Source organism: Stackebrandtia albiflava (assembly GCF_007994225.1).
Lineage (GTDB): Bacteria > Actinomycetota > Actinomycetes > Mycobacteriales > Micromonosporaceae > Stackebrandtia > Stackebrandtia albiflava.
On sequence record NZ_VLLL01000006.1, the window covers coordinates 735,417 to 757,315 of the forward strand.

Genomic DNA, 21,899 nt, shown 5'->3' on the forward strand with positions numbered 1-21,899 from the left:
CACGATGACGCGGGAGCGGACCCGCGGTGCCGTGGTCGCCGCCCCGACGGTCCCGGCACACACCGGACCGTCGGGTCCCGCCGTCGCTGCGGTCGTGACGCCCGAGACGGCCGAACCGGACGTGGAGCCCACGACGCCGCGTGTCCCGTACCCCTCGTCGCGCCATGACCGCTCGGTGCCACCGGTTTCCGTACCCCGCGCGGTATACATGACGCGGGGGTGGGGACCTTGACCAGCGTTAACGACGACCTGTCCGGACTGTTGGCGGCCGCCGAGTCGGCCGCTCCCGCGCAGGCGGTGGCAGTGATCGCGAGGCGGTTGCGGGAACGGTTCGAGGCCGTCGACGTGTCCTTCCTTCTCGTGGACCTGACCGGCCGGGTGGCGGCCAGGCTGTCGGCGCAGACGCCGAACGGCGGGTACCGCGAGGTGGAACGGATCCGGATGGCCGACACCGGGTTCGAGCAGGTGATCCGGACCCAGCAGCCGTTGCACGAGTCCACCGGCGACCGGAACCGGGTGATCGCCCCGGTCACCAACCGTGGGGACGTCATCGGGGTACTGGAGGTGGAACTGCCGCCCGGACGCGGGGATGAGGTGATGGCGACGATCGCCGAGGCCGCCCACGTCCTGGCCTACGTCGTGATCGCGAACCGGCGCTTCACCGACCTGTACACCTGGGGCCGGTATCCCGGCCCGCCCTCGCTGTCGGCGCTGATCCAGTACCAGTTGCTGCCGTCGGCGCTGTCGTGTGAGGCCGCGCAGTTCGCGCTGTGCGGGAATCTGGAACCCTCGGAGGAGATCAGCGGGGACTCCTTCGACTACACGGTGGACCGTGACGCCCTCTACATGTCGATCACCGACCCGATGGGCCACGACCTGCAGGCGGCGCTAAGCGCCACGGTGTTGGTCGCGGCGCTGCGCGGTGCCCGCCAGATGGGGGCCGGCGTCGGCGAACAGGCCAGGCAGGCCGACATGGCGTTGCGTAACCACCTCGAAAGCCACGCCACCGGACTGCTGGCGCGGATCGATCTGGAATCCGGCCGGGGTGAGTTGGTGGTGGCCGGGCACCCCCTTCCGTTGTTGATGCGGGACGCGACGATCCGGGAGCTGAGTTTCGAGGTGGATCCGCCGTTCGGTCTGCCGATGGCGGCGAGAAGGCCGTTCCGGGTGCAGGAGTTCACGTTGCGGCCCGGTGACCGGCTGGTCATGGTCACCGACGGGATGTTGGAGCGCGACGCGGCCACCGTGGACCTGGTTGCGCTGTTGAGGGACACCCGGCACCTCCATCCCCGGGAGACGGCGCTCGCTTTGACCACGGCGGTGTTGGAGGCGTCCGGTGGGAGACTCCAGGACGACGTGACCGCGATGTGCCTGGACTGGCACGGTGGCCACCGCACCGAGCGACGCGACGCCGAGACCGGCGCCGACACCGGCCGCGCCTCCGAAGGCCGCCGCTGACGGCCGTCTAGTAGGCGGCGCGTGGTCGATCACCTCGGTACAACGCCGCTTCCCGTGACGACAGGCCCCCGCCGGGATGGCGCGGCGTTCCTACAATCTCGGGCACCGGTGATGGCCGGTGTCCCCGCCGTTCCGCCCCCCGGCGGATCCGGCACGTGAGATTCGAGGTCCTTCCATGTCGAGTAGGCGATTCACACGCCTGGCCGTCGGCCTCGGAGTCGCCGTGCCGGTGGTCGTCCTGCTGTTCGTGGGGCTGACCGCCCTGGGGTTCCCGGGTTCGGGGTTCCTCGGTGCGGCCGGTTCTCCGGAGACGGTCGACATCACGGTCCGGGACGATGACGTGGCCTTCGTGTTGGAGGTTCCGGAGGGTGTCGGGATCGACTCGATCGCGGCCGGACCGGACTGGGACGGCTGTGAACGGATCGGATACGGCTTCGACGGCGCGGGTCTGGTCGTGGAGGCGGTGTCCCGGCATTGTGACCCCGATCCGTCGCAGCAGATCATCAACGGCGACCACGGAACGTATCGCACCGTTAGAGACGTGCCGGAACCGTTGGGGCTCACACGGGTCGACACGTACGCCGGACCCGCCGACGTGTTCACGCAGATCTACACCGAGTACACCAATACGACGACCGAGTACGAGGAACCGGTCGCCATCGTCACCTTCGACCTGCCGGTGAACCCGGACTATCCGACGCTGGTCATCCGCAGCAGCCAGGGTGGGATGGACATCGAGGAGTTCACCACCCTGGTCGAGAACCTCAGTATGCCGAGCTAGCCCCGTATCGGTCCGGCTTCCCGCACCGGGAGGCGGTTCAGTTCGCCGGTTCCGCGATGTAGATCCAGTCGTGGCCGTCGTATCCGTCGCAGTCGAGGTGCTCCGCCCGAGTCAGGCCGGCGCGGACCGCCACGCGTTGGGAGGCGATGTTGGCCGGCCGGACGCGGGCGATCAGCGGCAGGTCGGGAACATGGCGGGATGCCCAGGCGACCACCGCGGTGGCCGCTTCGCCGGCGTAGCCTTGGCCCCAGGCCGAGGTGGCGAAGCGGTAGAAGAGGTTGAGGACCTTCATGCCCTGAAGTTCCATGGGCTTCATCCCGCAGAAGCCCAACTGTCGATCGGAGTCGAGGCGCCGGGCGACCCAGTACCCGTATCCGTGTCGCTGCCACTGCTCGTTCCAGCGTCGATACAGCTCCCGGGCCTCGTCGGGCCGGGCGAGCGCGTCGGAGGGGTTGTGCAGGCAGGTCTCGGGATCATGATGGATCTCGAAGATGGCGTTGATGTCGGCTTCGGCCGGACGCCGTAGCGACAGCCGGGCCGTCCGCAGCGCCTCGGCCGCCGGGTTCCGGTCACTCATGTGAGGATCGTAGATCCGGCTCAGGCCGCCCCGGCGGGGCGGGACTCATTCGGGTCGACCGGATTCCAGCGCCGCGGTGAGGCCGTCGAGGACACCGATCAGTGCGGCGGCGGCGATCTCCACGACGAACACCGCGCCGTCGTGCTCGGGGTGGGCGCGCAGATGGTGTGCGCGCCAGAACCCGAAGGTCAGCGTCACGTGATCGCCGTCCCGGAACAGTAGCGCGGTCACATTGTCGGTCGTCGGTCCCCAGTGCATGGTGGCGAATCGTTGGTACAGCGCGGATCCGTCGTCGTGAGCCGCCATGCGGACCAGCCGTCGGTGGTTCCCCGCCGGGTCCTGCCCGGGGAACGGACGCGGAAGCCCGCTCCCGGAACGCAGCCGGTCGGCGGTGTCGGCCACGGAACGTCGGAACTGTGGGACGTAGACGGTGTTGTCGTCGCAGGTGAGCCGGATTCCGGCCGCCCACAGGTCTACTCGGCGCAGCTGATCGCCTTCACCGATCTCCGCACTGAAACCACGTCGGTCGCCGAACAGGGTGTCCATACCGCAACGGTGCCGTTCTCACCGGGGCGAGGCCATTGAATTTCCGCCGCCACACCGTTCCCAACGTGGACCGGCTGTCAGGCCAGGCCGGTGCAGACCGTCGTAAGTAGAGCGTGGTAGTCGGTGGGGTCGAGGTCGAGGATTGGGCGGGTGCCGGCGTGGCGGCTGTCGGACAGTTGCGGGTGCGTGCCGTGGAGGCGCGCTTCCACACACCCGTTGGATGCGTTCCCACCACTGCGACTCGACTTGCGCCACGGCGGATTCGGTATCCGTGTCACGTCCCGTCCCCCGTCCTCTGGACCGTCGTGAGTAGAGCGTGGTAGTCGGTGGGGTCGAGGTCGAGGATTGGGCGGGTGCCGGCGTGGCGGCTGTCGGACAGTTGCGGGTGCGTGCCGTGGAGACGGGCTTCCACACAGCCGTTGCTCTGGTTTCCGCCACTGCGACTCGACTTGCGCCACGGGCCGATTGCTTTCGTCATGACAGGAATTCTTCCACTGGAATGGACATGTCCCAAGCATCGCTGAACGCCTGCATGAAGAAGGTCGCGCGATGACTCCTCACCGGTAGGAAGCCGCTGCCCCGCGCGGATTTGATCTGGATCAACGGTTCGTCCCCATTGGTGAATTCCAATAGATTCAGTTCCCACCCCATGAGGTCGTATCGGCCCGCGTGAAACGGTACGACGCGAATGTCGGTGAACGGAAGCGCGGCCGATTGCAGCATCCGGTTGCGTAGGTCCTTGGAAGCGGCTTCGCCGAGGTCCACGGCGAATGCCATCTCTCCGATGAGGCACGTCATCGGACGTTGCGATCGCAGCCAGCGTTCCTGGCGGTCGATGCGGAATCGGGATGCGTGATGCCAATCGATCGCGGGTTGGTCGAAGTTGACCCGGGTCGTTCGCCGGATCATCTCTATGTAGGACTCCGGCTGGATCAGTGACGGGATGAAGTTGGAGTCGTGGAACTTCAGGCGGGCGGCCCGGTCTTCGCGTTGCTGGTACAGCCAACCGTCTCTGTCGACGGCTCCGGAGTACGCGTCGGTCCAGTCGTCCATATAGGTCGCGTCGGCGAGCGTGACGAGGTTCTCGATCAGGACCGCGTCGGTCTGGTAGAAGGCGCAGATGTCCCGTACGAGTCCGCGTCTGACCGTGCGTTTGCGGCCCTGTTCGATGTCGAGCAGGGTGCGGCCGCTGATGATGTTCCTCGGTATCTCGGCCTTGGAGTAGCCTCGCGGCAGGCCGGGGCGGGATCGTTCCCGTTCCGTCTTGAGCTGTAGGCCCAGCTCCACGGCCGGGGTGCTCGGTGATCGTGAGTTACCGGTCATGCACCGGAATCTTAACGGCGGTGGACGTCGGCCGGTCGTGCTCGGGTCGCTTGTGGAGGCGGAAGTCTCCGCCGGTCTGGATTTCCGGTCCCGGTTTCCGATCGTGGGTGCCGCGGCCCCGGCACGGTGTTCGTGCCGGGGCCGCCCCCGTACGGTCACCGGGAGGCGGTCTCCAGGACGCGCGCGGGTTCCGGTGTCGCCTCGGCCGGTGTGGCCCGGCGGCGTCGCAGGCCGCTCGCGGCGATCGCGACACCGGCGGCGCCGACGATCACCAACAGGATGAGTCCCGGACGGAACTGCCCGATTCCGCCGCCTTCCAACGCGTCCGCCGTGTGCCGGCCGGAGGTGACGAGCGCGGTGACGACGGCGAGGACCACCGCGCCGCCGATCTGGCCGGAGGTCTGGACGAGCCCGCTGGCGAGTCCCTGTTCGTCGTCGGAGACGCCGCTGGTCGCCTGCGACATGATCGAGGAGAAGCCCAGCATGAAGCCCACGCCCAGCAGGAGCACGCTGGGCAGCATCTCGGTGAGGTAGTCGGGTTCGGGTGAACCGCCCACCGCCAGGAAAAGCAGGTACCCGGAGGTGAGCGAGACGAGCGCCCCGACGATCAGCGGAGTACTGCCGACCCGGTCGATGAGTTTCCCGACGAACGGGGAACCGACGGCCACGATGATGCCCGCCGGGGCGAGCGCCAGCGCCATGACGAGCGGCGGCCAGTGCAGGACCGACTGGAGATAGATGGTCATGAGGAACTGGAAGCTCAGGTAGGTGCCGAACAGTGCCATGATGGCGAGGTTGGCGCGCACGATGGTGCCGATCCGCAGGAGGCCCAACCGGACCAGCGGGTGGGCCACGCGGCGTTCGGCGGCGACGAAGGCCGCCAGCAACGCGGCGGCGACCAGGAACGATCCCACGGTGAGCGGGTGTGTCCAGCCGTTCTCGGGTGCCGTGACGACGGTGTAGACGGCCAGCAGCATGCCGCCGGTGAGTGTCGCCGCGCCGACGAGGTCGTATCCGCCGGTGGCGGCGGGCCGGTCCTTCGGTACCAGGCGCCAGCCGACGATCAGCGCGATGATCGCGAGCGGTACCGGCATGAGGAAGGTCCAACGCCAGCCGAGGCCGGTGAGCAGTCCTCCGAAGATGAGGCCGGACGAGTATCCGGAGGCCCCGAACACCGCGAAGATCGACAGCGCCTTGTTGCGGGCGTGGCCTTCGGGGAAGGTCGTGGTGATGATGGACATCGCGGTGGGCGCGGTGAAGGCGGCGGCGACACCCTTGACGAGCCGGGTGGCGATCATCAGCGGCCCGTCGTCGACGAGTCCGCCGAGGAGTGACGCGACGGCGAAGACGGCGAGCGCGGCGAGGAACACCTTGCGGCGGCCGAGTAGGTCGGCGGTGCGGCCGCCGAGTAGGAGGAGTCCGCCGAAGCCGAGGACGTAGCCGTTGACGACCCATTGCAGTGCGGTGGTGGAGAGGTTCAGATCGGTGCCGATGGAGGGCAGGGCGACGCCGACCATGGAGACGTCCAGGCCGTCGAGGAAGACGACGAGGCACAGCACCGCCAGGACGCCCCAGAGTCGCAGGGGCCAGGGTCCGTCGGTGGGTGTGTGCGCGGATGTGGTCGAGGTGGATGGTGGGATCACTCGGGCGAGATTACATGCGCGTGCATCAGTTGTCTATGCATATTATTGTGACGCATTTAATTCGTGTGCATGTTATGCTCGGTCCATGACGTCACCCACCCACGGTGAACTCGTGGCCCGTTGGCGTGGTGTCCTCGAATGCCACAGCGACGTGTCCTGCGCCCTCGACCGGGCACTTCAGGAGTCGCACGGCATGGGCCTCAGCGAGTTCGAGGTCTTGGACAGGCTCGCCGACGTCGACACCGGGAAATGCCGCATGCAGGATCTCGGCGGCACGATGTACCTGAGTCAGAGCGCCCTGTCCCGTACCGTCGCGCGCCTGGAATCGGACGGCCTGCTCGAACGGGCCATGTGCCCCGACGACCGCCGGGCGCTCTTCGTGCGGCTGACCGACGCCGGTCGCGCCCGCCACGCCGACGCCCGCACCACCCACCGGCGGGTCCTCGCCGAACGCCTCCCCACCCACCTGGCGGACACCGCGACGGCCGGGTGACGGGACGCCACCCGGCCATCCCTGGAGATCACACGTCGCGCCCCGACAGCTTGTCCCGCAACCGGTCGATGAGCCCCGCTCCGGGCGCCAACAACATGTTCGCCGGAGGTGTGTCCGGCGCGCTCGGGTGCGGCCGGGTCGGCGCGATCTTCTTAGCCCGGATCACCTTCTCGCCCAACTCCTCCAACTGTTCACGGCTGCACGCCGCCGCCAGTTTCGGCAGCAGGTCGGACTCCTCCTCCTCGACGTGGTGCCGGATCGCCCCCGTCAGTTCGTTGAGCGTCGTCTCGAAGCCCGGGTCGGTCGCCGGAATGTCCTCCAGCCGCTTCATGATCCGCTCCGCCTCGGCGTGCTCCTCGATCTCGTGGTCGGCGATCTCACCGCCGCCCGGCACGTGTTCCCGCACGGCCGGATACATGTACATCTCCTCCGCCACCGAGTGCCGGACCAACTCCGCGATCACGTGATCGGCGAGGTCACGCCGGTGTTCGGGCGTGCCCAGCCGGCCCTCCAGCTCGGTGAACACCGCCTCGACCTCGCGGTGGTCCTTGGTGATGACGTCGATCAGGTTGTGGCCCGTCATGTCTCCTCCTGTTCGTGGATCCCCATCACGCCTACCCACTCAGGAGCATCCCGACACCGCCGTGCCCGCTACGCTGCCCGGATGCCGATCCGCCGTTACCGTGACACCGACGCCGCCGCCACCCTCGCCGTGTTCCGCCGGGCGGTGACGGTGACCGCCGCAGCCGACTACGCGCCCGACCAGATCCGGGCGTGGGCCGCCGCCGACGAGACCGAGTGGGGCCGCCGCCGCGCCGCCACCCACACCCTCGTCGCCGAGGTCGACGGCCGGGTCGCCGGATTCACCGACGTCGACGACCACGGCCTGGTGGACATGATGTTCGTCGATCCCGGCCACGCCCGCAGCGGCGTCGCGACCGCGCTGCTGGCCGCGGTCGTCGCCCACGCCACGGCGACCGGGCTGCCCGAGTTGACCACCCACGCCAGCCGCACCGCCCGGCCGTTCTTCGAGCGGCACGGTTTCACCGTCACGGAGCGGCGCCACCCGGTGGTACGCGGGGTGCGGCTGGAGAACTTCGCGATGCGCCGCGCGATCGATCCCGCCGGATAGCGGAAGACTTCCGTCGCCGCTCGCGCATACTCGGCGGCCCCGCCGGGTATGCGACGGGGGAGAGGACCCGAGGCGAGGCGGTGGAGTGATGACGCGGCACGGGAACCGCGTCGCGGAAGGCGGCGGGCCGCTCCACACGGCCTGGCCTCGTGAACCCCGTAACGGCCCGCGACGGTCCTCGCCCCGCGACCGGGCCGGCCTGCCCGGCTTCACCGTCGCCACCGTGGCCGTGATCCTGGTGGCGGTGCCGGTCGCCGCGCTGCTGGGTCCGGTCCTCGCCGGACTGTTCGCGGGATTGTTCTCCGGCGACGAGCCGGTCCTCATGCTGGGGACGGTGTTGGCGACGACTCTCCGACTGCTCGGCGCCTCCGCCGTGTTCGGGCTGGTGTGGTGGCTGGTTCGCGGCGTGTCCGCCGGTTGAACGGCCGCCTCCTGGAGCGGTTCGACGCCCGGCACGGCGACGGATCCCGCCAATCGGCTGCGTCGCGGCCCGGAATGGTGTCGGCTGGACTTCAGCATCACCGCGGTCCCGTCGTGGACCGCCACGGACATCGAGGACTGACCGGGATAGGGGCCAGAACCAGGGGGGACGTAAGGAATGTGCGGAATCGGGGGATATGTCGGCTTCATCGACGAGGACGCGATGCCGATGCTGCGGCGCATGGCCGACGCCATGGTGCATCGCGGCCCGGACGGTGAGGGATACGCCGTCGGAAGGGACTTCGGACTGGCCCACCGGCGACTGGCGGTCATCGACCGGGAGACCGGCGACCAGCCGATGTGGAGTCCGGACGGCCGGTACGCCATCGTCTACAACGGCGAGGTGTACAACTTCCGGGAGCTGCGGTACGAACTGACCACACTCGGATACGAGTTCACCACCAACAGCGACACCGAGGTGGTGCTCATCGCGTGGCGGCACTGGAACGACCTCGCCTTCGACAAGTTCAACGGCATGTTCGCGCTGGCCATCGCCGACACCGAGTCGGGGAAGGTCGTACTGGCGCGCGACCAGTTCGGCATCAAACCGCTGTACATCGCGCAACCCCGCACCGGCACCGTCGTGTTCGGCAGCGAGTTCCGGCCGATATTCGCCTCCCACCTGGTGCCACGTGAACCCGACGACGTCACCGTGTACCGGTACCTGCGGTTCCGGGTCCACGACGACACCGAGCGCACCTTCTTCCGGGGCGTCACCCGGCTGCTGCCCGGAGAACGCGCCGTCATCACACCCGACGGCGTCGTCCAGCGCGACACCTACACGCGGCTCTACTCCGACCTGGCGGCGCTCGCCTCGAAACGGGAACCGTACGAGGCGCGCACCGTCAGCCGGTTCGACGCCGAACTGCGCACCGCGATCCGCCGCCGCCTGGTCGCCGACGTGCCCGTCGGCACCGCCCTGTCCGGCGGCCTCGACTCCTCCACGGTCGTCGCCGTCACCAACCAGTTGTTGACCGACGCCGACCGGGACGCCGCCGCGGTCGGCAGCCGGCAACAGACATTCTCGGCGGTGTTCCCCGGCCAGCTCAACGACGAGGAACGGTACGTGGACGCGCTGGCGGCGCGCTGCCGCCACAACCTGCGGGTCCACAAGGTCAACCCGCACGCCGACCGGTTCCTCGCCGACATGAGCGACTTCATCCTCACGCAGGAGGAACCGGTCATCTCCACCGGCCCGTACGCGCAGTACTGCGTCATGCGGGAGGCGTCCCGGCACGTCACCGTCATGATCGACGGACAGGGCGCCGACGAGATGATGGCCGGATACGTCCCCTACCACCTGGTGTACCTGCGGCAGTTGTGGCGCCGCGGGCAACGCGGCCGGGCGCTGCGCGAACTCGCCGGGTCGCTCGACGTGCTGTGGCGGCTCGGCAGGTTCTCCGTAGCCGACCGGCTGCACCGCCGCTCCAGGGTGCCGGTGACCGGCCTGTTGAACCGGGCGTTCGCGCGGCGACACCACGACGAACGGTTCGACGTCATCGACGACGACCTCAAGGCACGCCTGCAGGACGACATCTTCCGGCACAGCCTGCAGTCGCTACTGCGCTACGAGGACCGCAACACCATGCGGTTCTCGGTCGAGGGCCGTGTGCCGTTCCTGGATGCCAACCTGCTGCGCCACCTGTGGCGGCACGACGACTCGATGATCATCAGGCGCGGCTGGAACAAGCGCGCGCTGCGCGACGCGACCCGTGCCCTGCTGCCACCGGTCATCAACCGCCGCCGCAACAAGATCGGCTTCACCACACCCGAGGAGGCGTGGTTCCTGCGGATGAAGAACTCGCTGCACGAGATCTTCACGTCGGAGTCGTTCGGCAGGCGCCGTTACTTCGACCAGGCGGCCGTGGTGCGGGCGTTCCGCGCGTACCTGGCGGGCCGGGCCAGCGCCGAGACCATGACGTTCTGGCGGCTGCTCAACGTGGAACTGTGGATGCGCACCTTCATCGACCAGGACCCGAACGCGATCCGCCACGACATCGAGAACATCATCACCGACGAGGGCTCCCAACCGGGCATGCACCCTCAGGCGCCGCCCAAGAGCGACTTCACCCCCAACGAGGGGAAGGACCTGGTCACCGCCGACGGAAGGTGGGTGCGTTACCCGCTGCGCTGCGACCTGGTCGGAAAGGGAGACAGCGTCACGGGACTCGCCGGGGTCAGGGTGGCGCGGTTCTTCGCGGGCCTGCCCACCGCCGACGCCGCGGCCGTGGCACCCATGACCACGGCGCAACGCTGGTACCTGTTCGTCAGCGAGAAGATCGTGGCGATATCGCAGGGCCGGTCCTACTTCACGTGGGAGATCCACCCCGGATGGTGGGCGCGGCGGCTCGCCCGGCACGTGGTGAAGACGCCGTACGGGATCGGGCTGGGCGACCCGACCACGATGCAACTCGCGATCGACGAGGTCGGGCTCGGCCGGATCCTGGTGGCGGCGGTGGCGTCGGCGGCCGGGAAGGCGATGGGGCGGCGCGGCCTGTTCTACGACATCGTGGGGCCGTCGGTCCGCGCGATCGACGGACCGACCGAGTACTCGGCGTACCCGGCGAACGTCTCGGCCAAGCTCGCGCCCGCCGACCCCTCCGGGGTGGCCCGGCGCATCTCCGCGGCGTTGCGGGCGACACTGCCCGACGACGTGATCGCCAGGTTCGGCGGGACCGTCGTCATCGACGCCAACGACATCGGACGGAACATCCTCGGCCACGACACCGGCCTGTCCGAACCGGCGTTGACGGCGGCGTTCGCCGACAACCCGCTCGGGCAGGGACGACAGCAGACACCGCTGGCGGTGGTGGCGACCGGGTTCACCTCGGAACAGGTACCCGCCGGGGTCGGCGCCCCGCTCACGAGCACCGCCGACCGGGACCGACAGGACTCGTCCGGTGTGGACACCAACCGGCGATACCGGGACGCCGGTGTCGCGGAACTGGACGCCTCGCGGGTGAACCCGCCCGAACGGGTCAACGGCGCGGGCGCGGAGGCCGCGGGATCACCACGCACGTCCGGCGGCGACGGCACCGCCGGGCAGGAATGACCACGACGGCGGCCGGCCCCGACGGGGCCGGCCGCCGTGTCACGTCGTGTGCGGGGCGGGTTCGCGCCAGGTGCCGGTGGCGAAGAACTCCCTGACCGTCGCGGTGTACGGCGCCAGGTCGAGCCCCTGTGCGGCCACCCACTCGTCACTGAAGTAACTGTTGGTGTACCGCTCACCCGAGTCGCACAGCAGGGTCACGATGCTCCCGGTGGCACCGGTCGCCCGCAGCTCCGAGATCAGTGAGAAGGCCGCGTAGAGATTGGTGCCGGTCGATCCGCCGAGGCGGCGTCCCAGGATGTTCGACGCCTCCCGCAGCACCGCCACCGAGGCGGCGTCGGGGACCTTCATCATCCTGTCGACGACACCGGCGATGAACGACGGCTCCACCCGGGGGCGTCCGATGCCCTCGATCCGGGAGCCGCCGGTCACGGCCGCGTCGGCGTCGGCGTCGCGCCAACCGGCGAAGAACGCGGAGTTCTCCGGGTCCACGACGCACAACCGGGTGCGGTGCCGCTGATACCGCACGTACCTGCCGATGGTGGCGCTGGTGCCGCCGGTTCCGGCTCCCACCACGATCCACGACGGGACGGGGTGCCGTTCCCGCGACATCTGCTGGAAGATCGACTCGGCGATGTTGTTGTTACCGCGCCAGTCGGTGGCGCGTTCGGCGTAGGTGAACTGGTCCATGTAGTGGCCGTCGCCGCGTGCGGCGAGTTCCCGCGCGGTACTCACCACCTGGGACGGGTCCTCCACCAGATGACACCGGCCGCCGTGGAACTCGATGAGGGCTATCTTCTCGGCGCTGGTGGTGGCGGGCATGACGGCCGTGAAAGGCAGGCCCAGCAGGGACGCGAAGTACGCCTCCGAGACGGCGGTCGAGCCGCTCGACGCCTCGACCACCGGCGTCCCCTCGGTGATCCACCCGTTGCACAACGCGTACAGGAACAGCGACCTGGCGAGCCGGTGCTTCAGGCTGCCCGTGGGATGTACCGACTCGTCCTTGAGGTAGAGGTCCACGCCCCAGTCCCCGCACAGCGGGAAGCGCAGCAGGTGCGTGTCCGCGCTGCGGTTGGCGTCGGCCTCGACGATGCCGACGGCCTCGCTGACCCAGTCACGCGTCGTCTCACAACAGCGGTCGAGTGTGTCCACGCCAGGAGCCTAACCGGGAGGGGCGCCGTGACCTCGCCCTCACCGGACCGCCGTGTGCGGAAGGGGCCTCGTCGGCCGGTTCACACCGGGTCGGGGACGTCGGGGTCGGTGGGTTGCGGGCGGCCCTCCCACTTCGTGGACAGCGCGATGGTGGTCCGGGTGCCGCCGACGCCCGGTAGCCGACTGAGCCGGGTCACGAGGTGTTCAAGTTGCGCCATGGTGCCCACCCGCACCTTCAACAGGTACGACTCCTGACCGGCCATGAAATAGCAGGACTCGACCTCGGATATCTCCTGGATCGCGTCGGCCACGTCGGAGTACTCGGCTCCCGCCGTCGTGACGATCCCGACGAGCGCCGTGATGCCCAGACCGATCGCCTCGGGGTTGATCTCGGCGCGGTATCCGGTGATGACCTCGTTGCGTTCCAGTTTGGCGACCCGCTCCTGGACCGAGGGTGACGTCAGCCCCACCCGGCGCGCCAGTTCCGCGTACGACATGCGGGCCTGGGATCGAAGTAGTTGCACGATGCGCCGGTCGATGTCGTCCATCTGGCGACTTTAACCTGACCGAAAGATGTTGATGATCACCTGGCAGATTGCCCCGATTGGTGTTGTAATGGGGTCATACGCGCCCGACCAGGGCATTCAGCACGGTTTATGAAGGGTGCTCAGGCCATGGACAACGATCGGCTGTTGACCCCCGGTGAGGTCGCCGCGCTGTTCCGAGTCGACCCCAAGACGGTCACCCGTTGGGCGGCGTCGGGGCGTATCGGCAGCATCCGGACCCCGGGCGGACACCGCCGGTTCCGTGAGTCCGAGGTACGTGCCCTCCTGCAGGGCGAACTGGGTGACGCCTCGCCGGTCGAGCAGTGATCTCGGTCTCCGATTGAGAGGCTACCCCGTCGCGGAATCCGCGGCGACACCGCCACCGAGTTCCCCCCGCCATCGCGTGTAGAGGGTGTGCGGGACGTCGACCGCGTCCAGCACCCGCCCGGCGACGAAGTCCACCAACTGCTGCAACCGCGACGCGCCCGCGTAGAACCCCGGCGACGCCGGAAGCACCACCGCGCCCGCGTCGTGCAGTGACAACAGGTGGAGCAGATGGCTCCGCGACACCGGAGTCTCCCGTGGCACCACCACCACCGGCCGGCGTTCCTTCAGGTTGACGTCGGCGGCCCGTTGCAGCAGGTCCTTGCTCAGGCCCTGGGCGATCCCGGCACAGGCGGCGGTGCTGGCCGGGACGACGAGCATCCCCTTCACCCGGTACGAACCGCTCGACGGCCCGGCCGCGAGGTCGCCCGCGGGCCAGTACCGCAGGTCGTCGCCGGTCACGTCCCGTTCCAGCCACGCCGCCAGGTCCTCACTCCAGTGGCCGTCCCGGAACGACAGGCCGGTCTCGTCGAGGATGGTGAGCCGGGCGGCACGCGACACCACGAGGTCGACGGCGGCGCCCGCGTCCAACAAGCCGGTCAACACCGCCTTGGCGTACGGCGTCCCCGACGCCCCCGACACCCCGACCACCCACGGTTCCCGCATCCCCCAAGAGTGCCCCATCGTCCGGGCCCCGACGCCATGGGTCGTGGCCCGACGCGATCGTCACCCCAGGAGTTCTCGCACCAGGAAGCCGGTGCGGGGCGATATCAGATGCGGCGGATAGTGGTCCGATATACAGTCCAGCGCCTCTTCCACCGAGGCGAAACCACACAACCGGTACAGCGCCAGCAGGTCGGTGGCGTCGCGTTCCACGCGGGCCGCCATCGCCTTCATGGCGAACAGATACGGGGGCGAGGCCACGCGGACGGTGATGCCCGGATGGTCGAGAAGCACGACGGCGTTCGGGTCTTCCCCCGGTAGGAAGCCCTTGACGCCATCGTTGAGCCAATCCTCCGGGAGATTCCGTGCGGCACCGATCCGTGCGGCGGCTCGGTACACGACCGATTTCGGTTCGAAGACGGCGGCCAGATCCCGGGTGGAACGACGAGTGTCGTATGCCAATGCCATGGCTGCGCCCCCCACGAGGAACAGTTCGGCGCGTCTTCCCTCCGTCACCAGTTCCGCGCCCAGCTCCTTCAGCAATCCGGTGATCTCGTCCTTGGTCAGGAGTCTCATACGCTCTCCAGGGAATGCCTGTCGAGGAACACTCCACGTGCGGCCAGTTCCTGGACCGGCGTGGTGTAGGCCATGGCGGCGAGGCCGGGAACCTCGCGTCCGAGGACGTCCTCGATCACGAACCAGAATCGGCGCAGGAAACGGCCGGGAGCACTGGGCCATCCCGGCATCGACATCCCGTGTCTCCGGCAGGCGTACTCGGCGACTCCGGCCAGCAAGGCGTCCCACCGGGGGTCTCCCGTGGTGACCGGCTCCTCGGAGAGCGCGGCGGGTCGTTGTACGGCCGGAACGTCACGAAGATCGTCCAGGAACTGGATCACGTGACGCAGCCGCTCATCCGCCGAGTCGGCCGATGCGATGTCATGTGCCACCCCGTCGAGCGTGGTGGGCGGTGCCAGCGTTATCGACATCTCGCTGCCGACCGCGGTGGCGTATCGATGAAGCGTGCTCCACCGGGGGTCCGTGCCGGCGGCCTCCATGCGGGCGACGGCCGACTGTGTGGTGCCGAGCAGTTCCGCGATCCGAGCCTGTGACATGCCGCGTGCCACTCGTATGGCGCGTAGTCGATCAATCAGCGACCCATCTTCGCTCACCCGGGAATGATAGCATATTCGCTATGCGGGTCGGTCGGGTGGTCAGGTCACTGCGGTCGGGCCGGGCGTGATCACCACGGGCGGCGTCGGGTTCAATGATGTCGTGTCTGCTGCCAAATTCCCGTACGCCGACCTCGGCGAGTTCATCACCGCGCTGGAACGCGACGGCGACCTCAAACGGGTCACCGCCCCCGTCGACCCCACCCTGGAGCTCTCCGAGATCACCCAGCGGGTGGTCAGGGCCAAGGGCCCCGCCCTGCTGTTCGAGAAGCCGACCCGTGGGGACATGCCGGTCGCCATCAACCTGTTCGGGACGCCGGAACGCACCGCGAAGGCGTTCGGGGTCCGAGACCTCGACGAGATCGGCGCCCGCATCGGGGAGCTGGTGAAGCTGGAACTCCCGGTCGGGTTCGGGGGCATCCGGGAGGGCATCGGGAAACTCCTGCAACTGAAGTCGGTGCCGCCGAAGAAGGTCAAGTCCGCGCCGTGCCAGCAGGTGGTCTACAAGGGAGACAAAGTGGACCTCAACCGGCTGCCCGGTCTGCAGACCTGGCCCGGTGACGGCGGGATCTTCCACAACTTCGGCCTCACCCACACCAAACACCCCGAGACCGGCAAACGCAACCTCGGCCTGTACCGGTTGCAGCAGCACGACCACCGCACCCTCGGCATGCACTGGCAGATCCACAAGGACTCCACCGCCCACCACGCCGTCGCCGAACGCCGCGGCGAGCGGCTGCCCGTCGCCGTCGCCATCGGCCCGGACCCGGTCGTCGCCTACGCCGCCGGTGCCCCGCTGCCCGGCGGCATAGACGAATACCTCTTCGCCGGATACCTGCGCGGCGAACGCGTCGAGATGGTCGACTGCCTCACCGTGCCGCTCCAGGTCCCCGCCAACGCGCAGGTCATCCTGGAGGGCTACATCGAACCGGGTGAACGCCGCCCGGAGGGACCGTTCGGCGACCACACCGGCTTCTACACCCCGGTCGAGCCGTTCCCCGTCATGCACGTCGAATGCATGACCACCCGCAAGAACCCGGTGTACCACTCGATCGTCACCTCCAAGCCGCCGCAGGAGGACTACGGCCTCGGCAAGGCGACCGAACGGATCTTCCTGCCACTGCTGAAACTGCTGATCGGTGACCTGGTGGACTACAACATGCCGGAGCCCGGCGTGTTCCACAACTGCCTCATCGTGTCCATCCGCAAGCGGTACCCCAAACACGCTCACCAGATCATGAACGCGATCTGGGGCGCTCACATGATCGGCATGAGCAAGCTGATAGTCGTCGTCGACGAGGACTGCGACGTCCACGACCTCAACGAGGTCGCCTGGCGCGCGTTCGGAAACGTCGACTACGGACACGACCTCGTCGTCAACACCGGCCCGGTCGACCACCTCGACCACGCCTCCTACCAGCAGTTCTGGGGAGGCAAGGCGGGCGTGGACGCCACCCGCAAACTGCCGGGCGAGGGATACCTGCGCGGCTGGCCGGACGAGGCGGTCATGCCGTCGTCGGTCAAGGCCACCGTGGACGGCCGCTGGCGGGAGTACGGCCTGTGAGTGGTGTGCTGGGGAGGACGCGGGCGTTCCTGCGCCTCGTCGCCATCGAACACTCGGTGTTCGCGCTCCCGTTCGCGTACCTGGCCACGCTGGCCGCCATGTACGACCAGGCCGTGAACCGGCGCGACGAGGCGTACCTGGAGTCGAAGCTCGGCCCCGACTTCACATGCCCCGGCGGTGCCGACAGCTGCGGCGTGTCGTTCGTCACCGTCGGCGACACCGGTGGGATACCGCCGGTGACCGGGTGGATCCAGTGGGACGTCCTGCTGCTGGTGACCGTGGCGATGGTCGCCGGCCGCACCTTCGCGATGGCCGCCAACCGGATCATCGACCGGCACATCGACGCGCGGAACCCCCGCACCGCCAACCGGGAACTCGTCACCGGCGCGGTCTCACTGCGCACCGCCTACATCGGCAGCGGCGTCTCACTGGTGGTGTTCTTCGCCGCGGCCGCCGCGCTGAACCCGTTGTGCCTGCTGCTCTCGCCGCTGGCGGTGATCCCGTTGGTCGTGTACCCGTACGGGAAGCGGTTCACCGACTTCCCGCACGCGATACTCGCGCTCGCGCAGCTCGTGGCACCGGTCGGCGGTTGGCTCGCGGTGACCGGCACCTTCGACGGCTTCCTGCCCTCGCTCGTGCTCGGCCTGGCGGTGGGACTGTGGATCGGCGGCTTCGACCTGATCTACGCCTGCCAGGACGTGGCTGCCGACCGCACCAACGGGGTACGGTCCTTCCCCGCCCGGTTCGGTATCAAGGCGGCACTGTGGACGTCCAGCGCGGTCCACGTCGTCACCTTCGGACTGTTCGCCTGGTTCGGTGTACTGATGGAGTTCCCGCTGCTGTACTGGATCGGCCTGCTCGTCACCGCGGCCGTGTTCGTGTACGAGCACCGGATCGTCAGGCCCGACGACCTGTCCCGCGTGAACCGGGCGTTCTTCACCGCCAACGGGGTCATCGGGATCGTGCTGTTCTGTTTCGCGCTGGGCGACCTGCTGTTCCTCATGGACTGACCCGATGCGAACGGGGTCCGCGCATCGCGCGGACCCCGTTTCACTGCGCGCGGGGGGTTACAGCACGTCCCCGCACTTGGCGTCGATGGTGTCGAACGAGGACGTGTCGGTACCCAGGGCCGCCATGGCCTCCTGGTCGCCGGACTTGAACGCCTCGATCATGGGCGGCAGCATCTCGCCGGCCGTCGTGACCGCGGTACCCAGTTCCTTGTCCTCGAAGCTGGGGCCGTTGTCGACCATCCACGCGCCGAGGTCCTCGATGTCGGCCTGGTCGACCGAACCGAGGTCGGCGTCGGCGGCGTAACCGTAGGAGTCGAACTGCGCCTTGAGGTCCTCACAGGTCAGCGACGCGCCGCCGAACAGCGAGCAGCCGGTCAGGGCCGCCCCGAGCACACCGGCGGTGGCGGTGGAGGCCAGGACACGGCGAAGAGAGATGGTCATCGGGTTCCTCGTCTGGTGAGCGATTGAAGAGGGCATGACAGTACACCGGTGCCGCCTCCGGCCCGGCGGGCGCCGGGGACTCCGGAACCGGCCGCTCGCCGTGGCCCGTCGTCAGACGCCCGCGTAGGAGTGCAGCCCGTCGATGAACAGGTTCACACCGAACAGGTTGAACAGCATGACCGCCCAGCCGACGACCGCGATCCACGGCGCCCAGCGCCTTCCCGCGCCTCCGGTCGCCCGGGAGTGCAGGTAGGCCGCGTACACGACCCACGCCACGAACGACCACACCTCCTTGGGATCCCAACCCCAGTAGCGGCCCCAGGACTCGCGCGCCCAGATGGCACCCGCGATGATCGCGAAGGTCCACAACGGGAACGCCATCACGTGGAGCCGCCACGTGATCCGGTCCAGCTTCTCGGCCAGTGGCAGCCGGGGACCGAGCGTCATCGGGAACCGGATCACGGCGTCCCGCGCGGACAGCTCGGCGTAGCGGCGGCTGATCAGCTGCAACACCACGGTCACGAAACCGACCATGAACACGCCGGTGGCGACGATCGCCGCGAAGACGTGGATGGCGATCCAGTACGAGTCGAGCGCCGGCACCAGCGGGGCGGCCTCGGTGTAGACCCGGGTCGCCGCGCCCAGCATCAACACGGTCGCCAGCATCGCGAACAGGCTGAGTCGCCTGGCGACCCATCCCTTGGCGACGACGGCGATCCAGGCGATGACGCCGACGAGGCTGACCGCCACGATGAACTCGTACATGTTGCCCCACGGCCACCGGCCGACCGCGGCGGCGCGCAGGCCGAGGGAGGCCGCGTGCGCCACCGCCCCCAGGACCATCGCGACCAGCGCGATCCGGCCCGCCAGCACGGCCTGCCGGAAACTCACCCCGGGTGTCACCGGTGGCGGCGCGTCGTCGTCCTCTTCGGACTCGTCGACGTGCTCCGGCGAGGCGGGCCCGGTGCCGCCTCCGGCGGTCACCAGTTCGCGGGCGGGGGCCGCCACCGTCTTCGCCCGCCGGGCGAAGGCGTACTCGACGGCGTAACCGAACATCGCCACCGCGTACAGCAGGATCATGGCCACGAACGCGGTGTTAGACGCGTCCGCCAGAGCCGGATCGGTTGTCATGACTCGATTCCAATCTTCGTCTTCGGTCGTTCACCACGTGCGTGCGACAACGCGTCGCCGATCCGGTCGAACTCCTCGGCGAAACCGTCGTACTCGGTGCGGGCGAGTCCGCCCATCTCGGTGCCCCCGTCGGTGACCCGTACCCACACCCGCCGCCGTTTGACGATCAACGCGGGCAGCAGCCCGGCCAGGATCGCCACCGCCGAACCCAGCACGAACAGTTCACCGGGATCCTCCCGCACCTGGAGGGTGGCGTAGGGGACGAGGTCCTCGAAGGTCACCGTCGTGCCGTCGTCCAGTTCCATCGACTCACCCAGCGACAGCACCTTCGGCTCGATGTCGACGACCTCCAGCGAACCGTCGGCGATCTGTTCGGCGTCCACCGAGTAGACCGACTGGGGCTGCCCGTCGTCCAGGCCGGTGTCACCCCGATAGGTCACCAGCATCAGGCCCGGGTTGTCGGCCTCGGGGCTGACGGAGGTCGTGAACGGCGGCTGCTCGGGCGTCGTCGGCATCAGGATCCCCTCGAACGCGACCTCGGCGTCGGGGTCGGCCTCGCCGGTCTCGGGATCGACGTTGGCGTCGGGGAACACGGCCGCGCCGGTGCTGGTCAACTGGGCGTCCTGAGCGAGGAAGGCCGTCGTGGAGACCTGCGTGACCCCGTAACGGTCGGTGTAGGAGATGACGGGGGCGTAGCCGTGCCCGAGCAGGAACACCGACGCGCCGTCCAGTTCCAGCGGGTGGTTCACCTCCAGCCGGTACGTGTCCTGCGGCGCCTCGCCGCCCTGGCCGTACCGGACGTCGGCGATGAAGTCGGTGGGTTGCCCGTTGTCCAGGAACTTCGCGGTGAAGTCGTCCAGTTGCAGGCAGAACGGCGGCAGGTCGGTGGAGTCGACGTTGGGTCCCAGCCCGTACTCGTCGTACTGCTGCAACGTGTTGCAGAACGCCCCGTCCTCGCCCGCGACCAGGATCCGGTTCCCGTACCAGCCGTACAGTGAGCCGTACGCCATGCCCACCAGCAGGCCCAGCAGCGAGAAGTGGAACAGCAGGTTCCCGGCCTCCCGCAGGTAGCCCTTCTCCGCGCTCAACGTGACGCCGGCGTCCGTCGTCCGGGTCGTGACCCGGAACCGGTTGTGCCGCAGCACCTTCGCGACCCGGTCGGGGTCGAGCCGTTCCGGCAGTTCCCGGTGCTGCGGCAGCAGGCTCATCCGGGCCGGTGCCTGCGGCGGCGGGGTGCGCAGCGACTTCACGTGGTCGCGGAGCCGGGGTACGAGGCAGCCGATCAGTGAGGTGAACAGCAGCAGGTACACCGCCGCGAACCACGGCGAGGCGTAGACGTCGAAGCCCCACAACCGGTCCACGACCGGGGCCAGGTCGGGGTTGGCCTCGTAGTAGGCGCGGACCTGTTCGATGTTGAGGCTGCGCTGCGGCAACAGGGAACCGGGCACGGCCGCCACGGCGAGGATCAGCAGCAGCACTAGGGCGGTGCGCATGCTGGTGAGCTGCCGCCACCAGCGGCGGAGGGTGGCGACGATCTTCCGGCGGGGGGCTGAACTGGTCATATTCCGATCACTCCGGTGCCTACGGTGGCGCGCAGCCAGTTCATCAGAACGGTCCAGTAGCCGGTGACCAGGGTCAGTCCGACCAGGATCAGCGCCACACCCCCGATGCGGGTGATGAGCCGGGAGTGACGCTTGAGGAAGCCGAACGCGGTCATGGACTTGCGGAAGCCCAGCCCGAACAGCAGGAACGGCAGCCCCAGCCCCAGGCAGTAGGCGACGCCGAGGGTGATGCCCCGCCCGGTGCCGTCCTGCACCATCGACAGGCCGAGGACCGCGGTCAGCGTCGGCGACAGGCACGGCGTCCAGGACAGCGCGAACACGATGCCCAGGATCGGCGCCGCCAGCAGCCCGGCGCGCGGCAGGTGCTGCACCCGTACGAGACGGTCGAAGCCGGGGATCACGCCGAGGAAGGCCAGGCCCATGACGATGATGAGGGCGCCGACTCCCCGCTCCAGCCACTCCTGGTGGGTGGCCAGCACCCTTCCCAGCGAGCTGAGGGCGAAGTTCAGCAGCACGAACACGAGGGTGAAACCGGCGATGAACAGGCTGCACCCGGCGAGGACCCTGCCGCGGCGGCCGGGGGACTGGAGGTCCGCTCCGGCGAGGCCCGTGACGTAGGAGAGGTAACCGGGGACCAGCGGGAGGATGCACGGCGACAGGAAGCTCACCAGCCCGGCCAGCGCCGCGACTCCGACGGCGACCAGCAGCGGGCCGTCGAACGCGATCGCGGCGAACGGGGTGTCCATAAGGCGGCCTTCACATCATCCATAGTGGGTTTTCCACAGTCGTCCGGTCATCCACAGGGGGGCGGTATCGAAACTGACAGCAGGATTCTACGGGGTGTAGAATCACAGGT

The 21,899-nt window shown here is 68.8% G+C and carries 25 protein-coding genes; 9 read left to right on the plus strand and 16 right to left on the minus strand.

Annotation, left to right across the window (positions count from 1 at the left end; all coding sequences use genetic code 11):
• Window positions 1-228: 228 nt before the first annotated feature.
• On the plus strand, window positions 229-1,458 hold the full coding sequence (locus LX16_RS14290; RefSeq protein WP_147139030.1) for a PP2C family protein-serine/threonine phosphatase: 1,230 nt from the start codon (window positions 229-231) through the stop codon (window positions 1,456-1,458).
• Between the two features lie 175 nt (window positions 1,459-1,633).
• Entirely contained in the window at window positions 1,634-2,239 is a 606-nt protein-coding gene (locus tag LX16_RS14295; RefSeq protein WP_147139032.1) for a hypothetical protein, read from the plus strand.
• A 37-nt stretch (window positions 2,240-2,276) separates the two neighbouring features.
• Here LX16_RS14295 and LX16_RS14300 read toward each other — a convergent pair whose 3' ends face one another.
• The 6 genes from LX16_RS14300 to LX16_RS14320 all read right to left on the minus strand — a co-directional run bounded on the left by LX16_RS14300 (window position 2,277) and on the right by LX16_RS14320 (window position 6,328).
• Window positions 2,277-2,816, minus strand: coding sequence for a GNAT family N-acetyltransferase (locus LX16_RS14300; protein ID WP_147139034.1), 540 nt, complete (start codon window positions 2,814-2,816; stop codon window positions 2,277-2,279).
• 45 nt (window positions 2,817-2,861) lie between these two features.
• Entirely contained in the window at window positions 2,862-3,362 is a 501-nt protein-coding gene (locus LX16_RS14305; RefSeq protein ID WP_147139036.1) for a hypothetical protein, read from the minus strand.
• A 77-nt stretch (window positions 3,363-3,439) separates the two neighbouring features.
• Entirely contained in the window at window positions 3,440-3,640 is a 201-nt protein-coding gene (locus LX16_RS26635) for a DUF397 domain-containing protein (protein WP_158645601.1), read from the minus strand.
• Window positions 3,637-3,840 carry a DUF397 domain-containing protein gene (locus LX16_RS26640; RefSeq protein WP_158645602.1) on the minus strand — a complete coding sequence of 68 codons (204 nt, stop codon included), beginning with the start codon at window positions 3,838-3,840 and terminating at the stop codon, window positions 3,637-3,639. Before LX16_RS26640 ends, LX16_RS26635 begins: the two co-directional genes overlap by 4 nt.
• Window positions 3,837-4,685, minus strand: coding sequence for a Scr1 family TA system antitoxin-like transcriptional regulator (locus LX16_RS14315; protein WP_147139041.1), 849 nt, complete (start codon window positions 4,683-4,685; stop codon window positions 3,837-3,839). Before LX16_RS14315 ends, LX16_RS26640 begins: the two co-directional genes overlap by 4 nt.
• Before the next feature lie 155 nt (window positions 4,686-4,840).
• Entirely contained in the window at window positions 4,841-6,328 is a 1,488-nt protein-coding gene (locus tag LX16_RS14320; protein ID WP_147139043.1) for an MFS transporter, read from the minus strand.
• Window positions 6,329-6,413: 85 nt separating this feature from the next.
• Here LX16_RS14320 and LX16_RS14325 point away from each other — a divergent pair, with 85 nt between their 5' ends.
• A complete protein-coding gene (locus tag LX16_RS14325; protein ID WP_147139045.1) occupies window positions 6,414-6,821 on the plus strand; it encodes a MarR family winged helix-turn-helix transcriptional regulator in 408 nt (135 codons plus the stop codon).
• A 28-nt stretch (window positions 6,822-6,849) separates the two neighbouring features.
• Here LX16_RS14325 and LX16_RS14330 read toward each other — a convergent pair whose 3' ends face one another.
• Window positions 6,850-7,404 (minus strand): hemerythrin domain-containing protein, encoded by a 555-nt coding sequence (locus tag LX16_RS14330; RefSeq protein ID WP_147139048.1) that lies wholly within the window; start codon window positions 7,402-7,404, stop codon window positions 6,850-6,852.
• An 81-nt stretch (window positions 7,405-7,485) separates the two neighbouring features.
• Between LX16_RS14330 and LX16_RS14335 the strand changes: the two genes are divergently transcribed.
• The 3 genes from LX16_RS14335 to asnB all read left to right on the plus strand — a co-directional run bounded on the left by LX16_RS14335 (window position 7,486) and on the right by asnB (window position 11,485).
• Window positions 7,486-7,953 (plus strand): GNAT family N-acetyltransferase, encoded by a 468-nt coding sequence (locus LX16_RS14335; RefSeq protein ID WP_147139050.1) that lies wholly within the window; start codon window positions 7,486-7,488, stop codon window positions 7,951-7,953.
• Between the two features lie 88 nt (window positions 7,954-8,041).
• The gene (locus LX16_RS14340; RefSeq protein WP_147139052.1) at window positions 8,042-8,374 is read left to right on the plus strand and encodes a hypothetical protein; all 333 of its coding nucleotides are present in this window, start codon (window positions 8,042-8,044) and stop codon (window positions 8,372-8,374) included.
• Between the two features lie 177 nt (window positions 8,375-8,551).
• Window positions 8,552-11,485, plus strand: a complete 2,934-nt coding sequence (asnB, locus tag LX16_RS14345; protein ID WP_147139054.1) for an asparagine synthase (glutamine-hydrolyzing) — start codon at window positions 8,552-8,554, stop codon at window positions 11,483-11,485.
• Between the two features lie 39 nt (window positions 11,486-11,524).
• Here the strand turns inward: asnB and cds1 are convergent, their stop codons facing one another.
• Both cds1 and LX16_RS14355 read right to left on the minus strand, forming a co-directional pair.
• Window positions 11,525-12,634, minus strand: coding sequence for an L-cysteine desulfhydrase Cds1 (gene cds1, locus LX16_RS14350; RefSeq protein WP_147139056.1), 1,110 nt, complete (start codon window positions 12,632-12,634; stop codon window positions 11,525-11,527).
• A gap of 80 nt (window positions 12,635-12,714) precedes the next feature.
• Window positions 12,715-13,182, minus strand: coding sequence for an Lrp/AsnC family transcriptional regulator (locus tag LX16_RS14355; RefSeq protein WP_147139058.1), 468 nt, complete (start codon window positions 13,180-13,182; stop codon window positions 12,715-12,717).
• A gap of 126 nt (window positions 13,183-13,308) precedes the next feature.
• Here LX16_RS14355 and LX16_RS14360 point away from each other — a divergent pair, with 126 nt between their 5' ends.
• On the plus strand, window positions 13,309-13,506 hold the full coding sequence (locus tag LX16_RS14360) for a BldC family transcriptional regulator (RefSeq protein ID WP_147139060.1): 198 nt from the start codon (window positions 13,309-13,311) through the stop codon (window positions 13,504-13,506).
• Window positions 13,507-13,527: 21 nt separating this feature from the next.
• Here LX16_RS14360 and LX16_RS14365 read toward each other — a convergent pair whose 3' ends face one another.
• From LX16_RS14365 to LX16_RS14375, 3 genes are read right to left on the minus strand one after another with little or no spacing between them, the layout of a single operon-like run.
• Window positions 13,528-14,169, minus strand: a complete 642-nt coding sequence (locus LX16_RS14365) for a UbiX family flavin prenyltransferase (RefSeq protein WP_147139063.1) — start codon at window positions 14,167-14,169, stop codon at window positions 13,528-13,530.
• A gap of 60 nt (window positions 14,170-14,229) precedes the next feature.
• Window positions 14,230-14,742, minus strand: a complete 513-nt coding sequence (locus LX16_RS14370) for a DUF6036 family nucleotidyltransferase (RefSeq protein WP_147139065.1) — start codon at window positions 14,740-14,742, stop codon at window positions 14,230-14,232.
• The gene (locus LX16_RS14375) at window positions 14,739-15,278 is read right to left on the minus strand and encodes a helix-turn-helix domain-containing protein (protein WP_211354513.1); all 540 of its coding nucleotides are present in this window, start codon (window positions 15,276-15,278) and stop codon (window positions 14,739-14,741) included. The genes LX16_RS14370 and LX16_RS14375 overlap by 4 nt, the downstream gene beginning before the upstream one ends.
• 160 nt (window positions 15,279-15,438) lie before the next feature.
• Here LX16_RS14375 and LX16_RS14380 point away from each other — a divergent pair, with 160 nt between their 5' ends.
• Window positions 15,439-16,899 carry a menaquinone biosynthesis decarboxylase gene (locus LX16_RS14380; RefSeq protein ID WP_147139067.1) on the plus strand — a complete coding sequence of 487 codons (1,461 nt, stop codon included), beginning with the start codon at window positions 15,439-15,441 and terminating at the stop codon, window positions 16,897-16,899.
• Window positions 16,878-17,909: a menaquinone biosynthesis prenyltransferase MqnP gene (mqnP, locus tag LX16_RS14385; protein WP_147139070.1), complete on the plus strand. Its 1,032-nt coding sequence runs from the start codon at window positions 16,878-16,880 to the stop codon at window positions 17,907-17,909. The genes LX16_RS14380 and mqnP overlap by 22 nt, the downstream gene beginning before the upstream one ends.
• A gap of 57 nt (window positions 17,910-17,966) precedes the next feature.
• Here mqnP and LX16_RS14390 read toward each other — a convergent pair whose 3' ends face one another.
• From LX16_RS14390 to LX16_RS14405, 4 genes are all read right to left on the minus strand, one after another.
• Complete coding sequence (locus LX16_RS14390; protein ID WP_147139072.1) at window positions 17,967-18,350, minus strand: hypothetical protein; 384 nt, start codon at window positions 18,348-18,350, stop codon at window positions 17,967-17,969.
• A gap of 111 nt (window positions 18,351-18,461) precedes the next feature.
• The gene (ccsB, locus tag LX16_RS14395) at window positions 18,462-19,481 is read right to left on the minus strand and encodes a c-type cytochrome biogenesis protein CcsB (RefSeq protein WP_211354514.1); all 1,020 of its coding nucleotides are present in this window, start codon (window positions 19,479-19,481) and stop codon (window positions 18,462-18,464) included.
• Entirely contained in the window at window positions 19,478-21,043 is a 1,566-nt protein-coding gene (gene resB, locus LX16_RS14400) for a cytochrome c biogenesis protein ResB (RefSeq protein ID WP_147139074.1), read from the minus strand. Before resB ends, ccsB begins: the two co-directional genes overlap by 4 nt.
• The gene (locus LX16_RS14405; protein ID WP_147139076.1) at window positions 21,040-21,789 is read right to left on the minus strand and encodes a cytochrome c biogenesis CcdA family protein; all 750 of its coding nucleotides are present in this window, start codon (window positions 21,787-21,789) and stop codon (window positions 21,040-21,042) included. The genes resB and LX16_RS14405 overlap by 4 nt, the downstream gene beginning before the upstream one ends.
• Window positions 21,790-21,899: the final 110 nt, after the last annotated feature.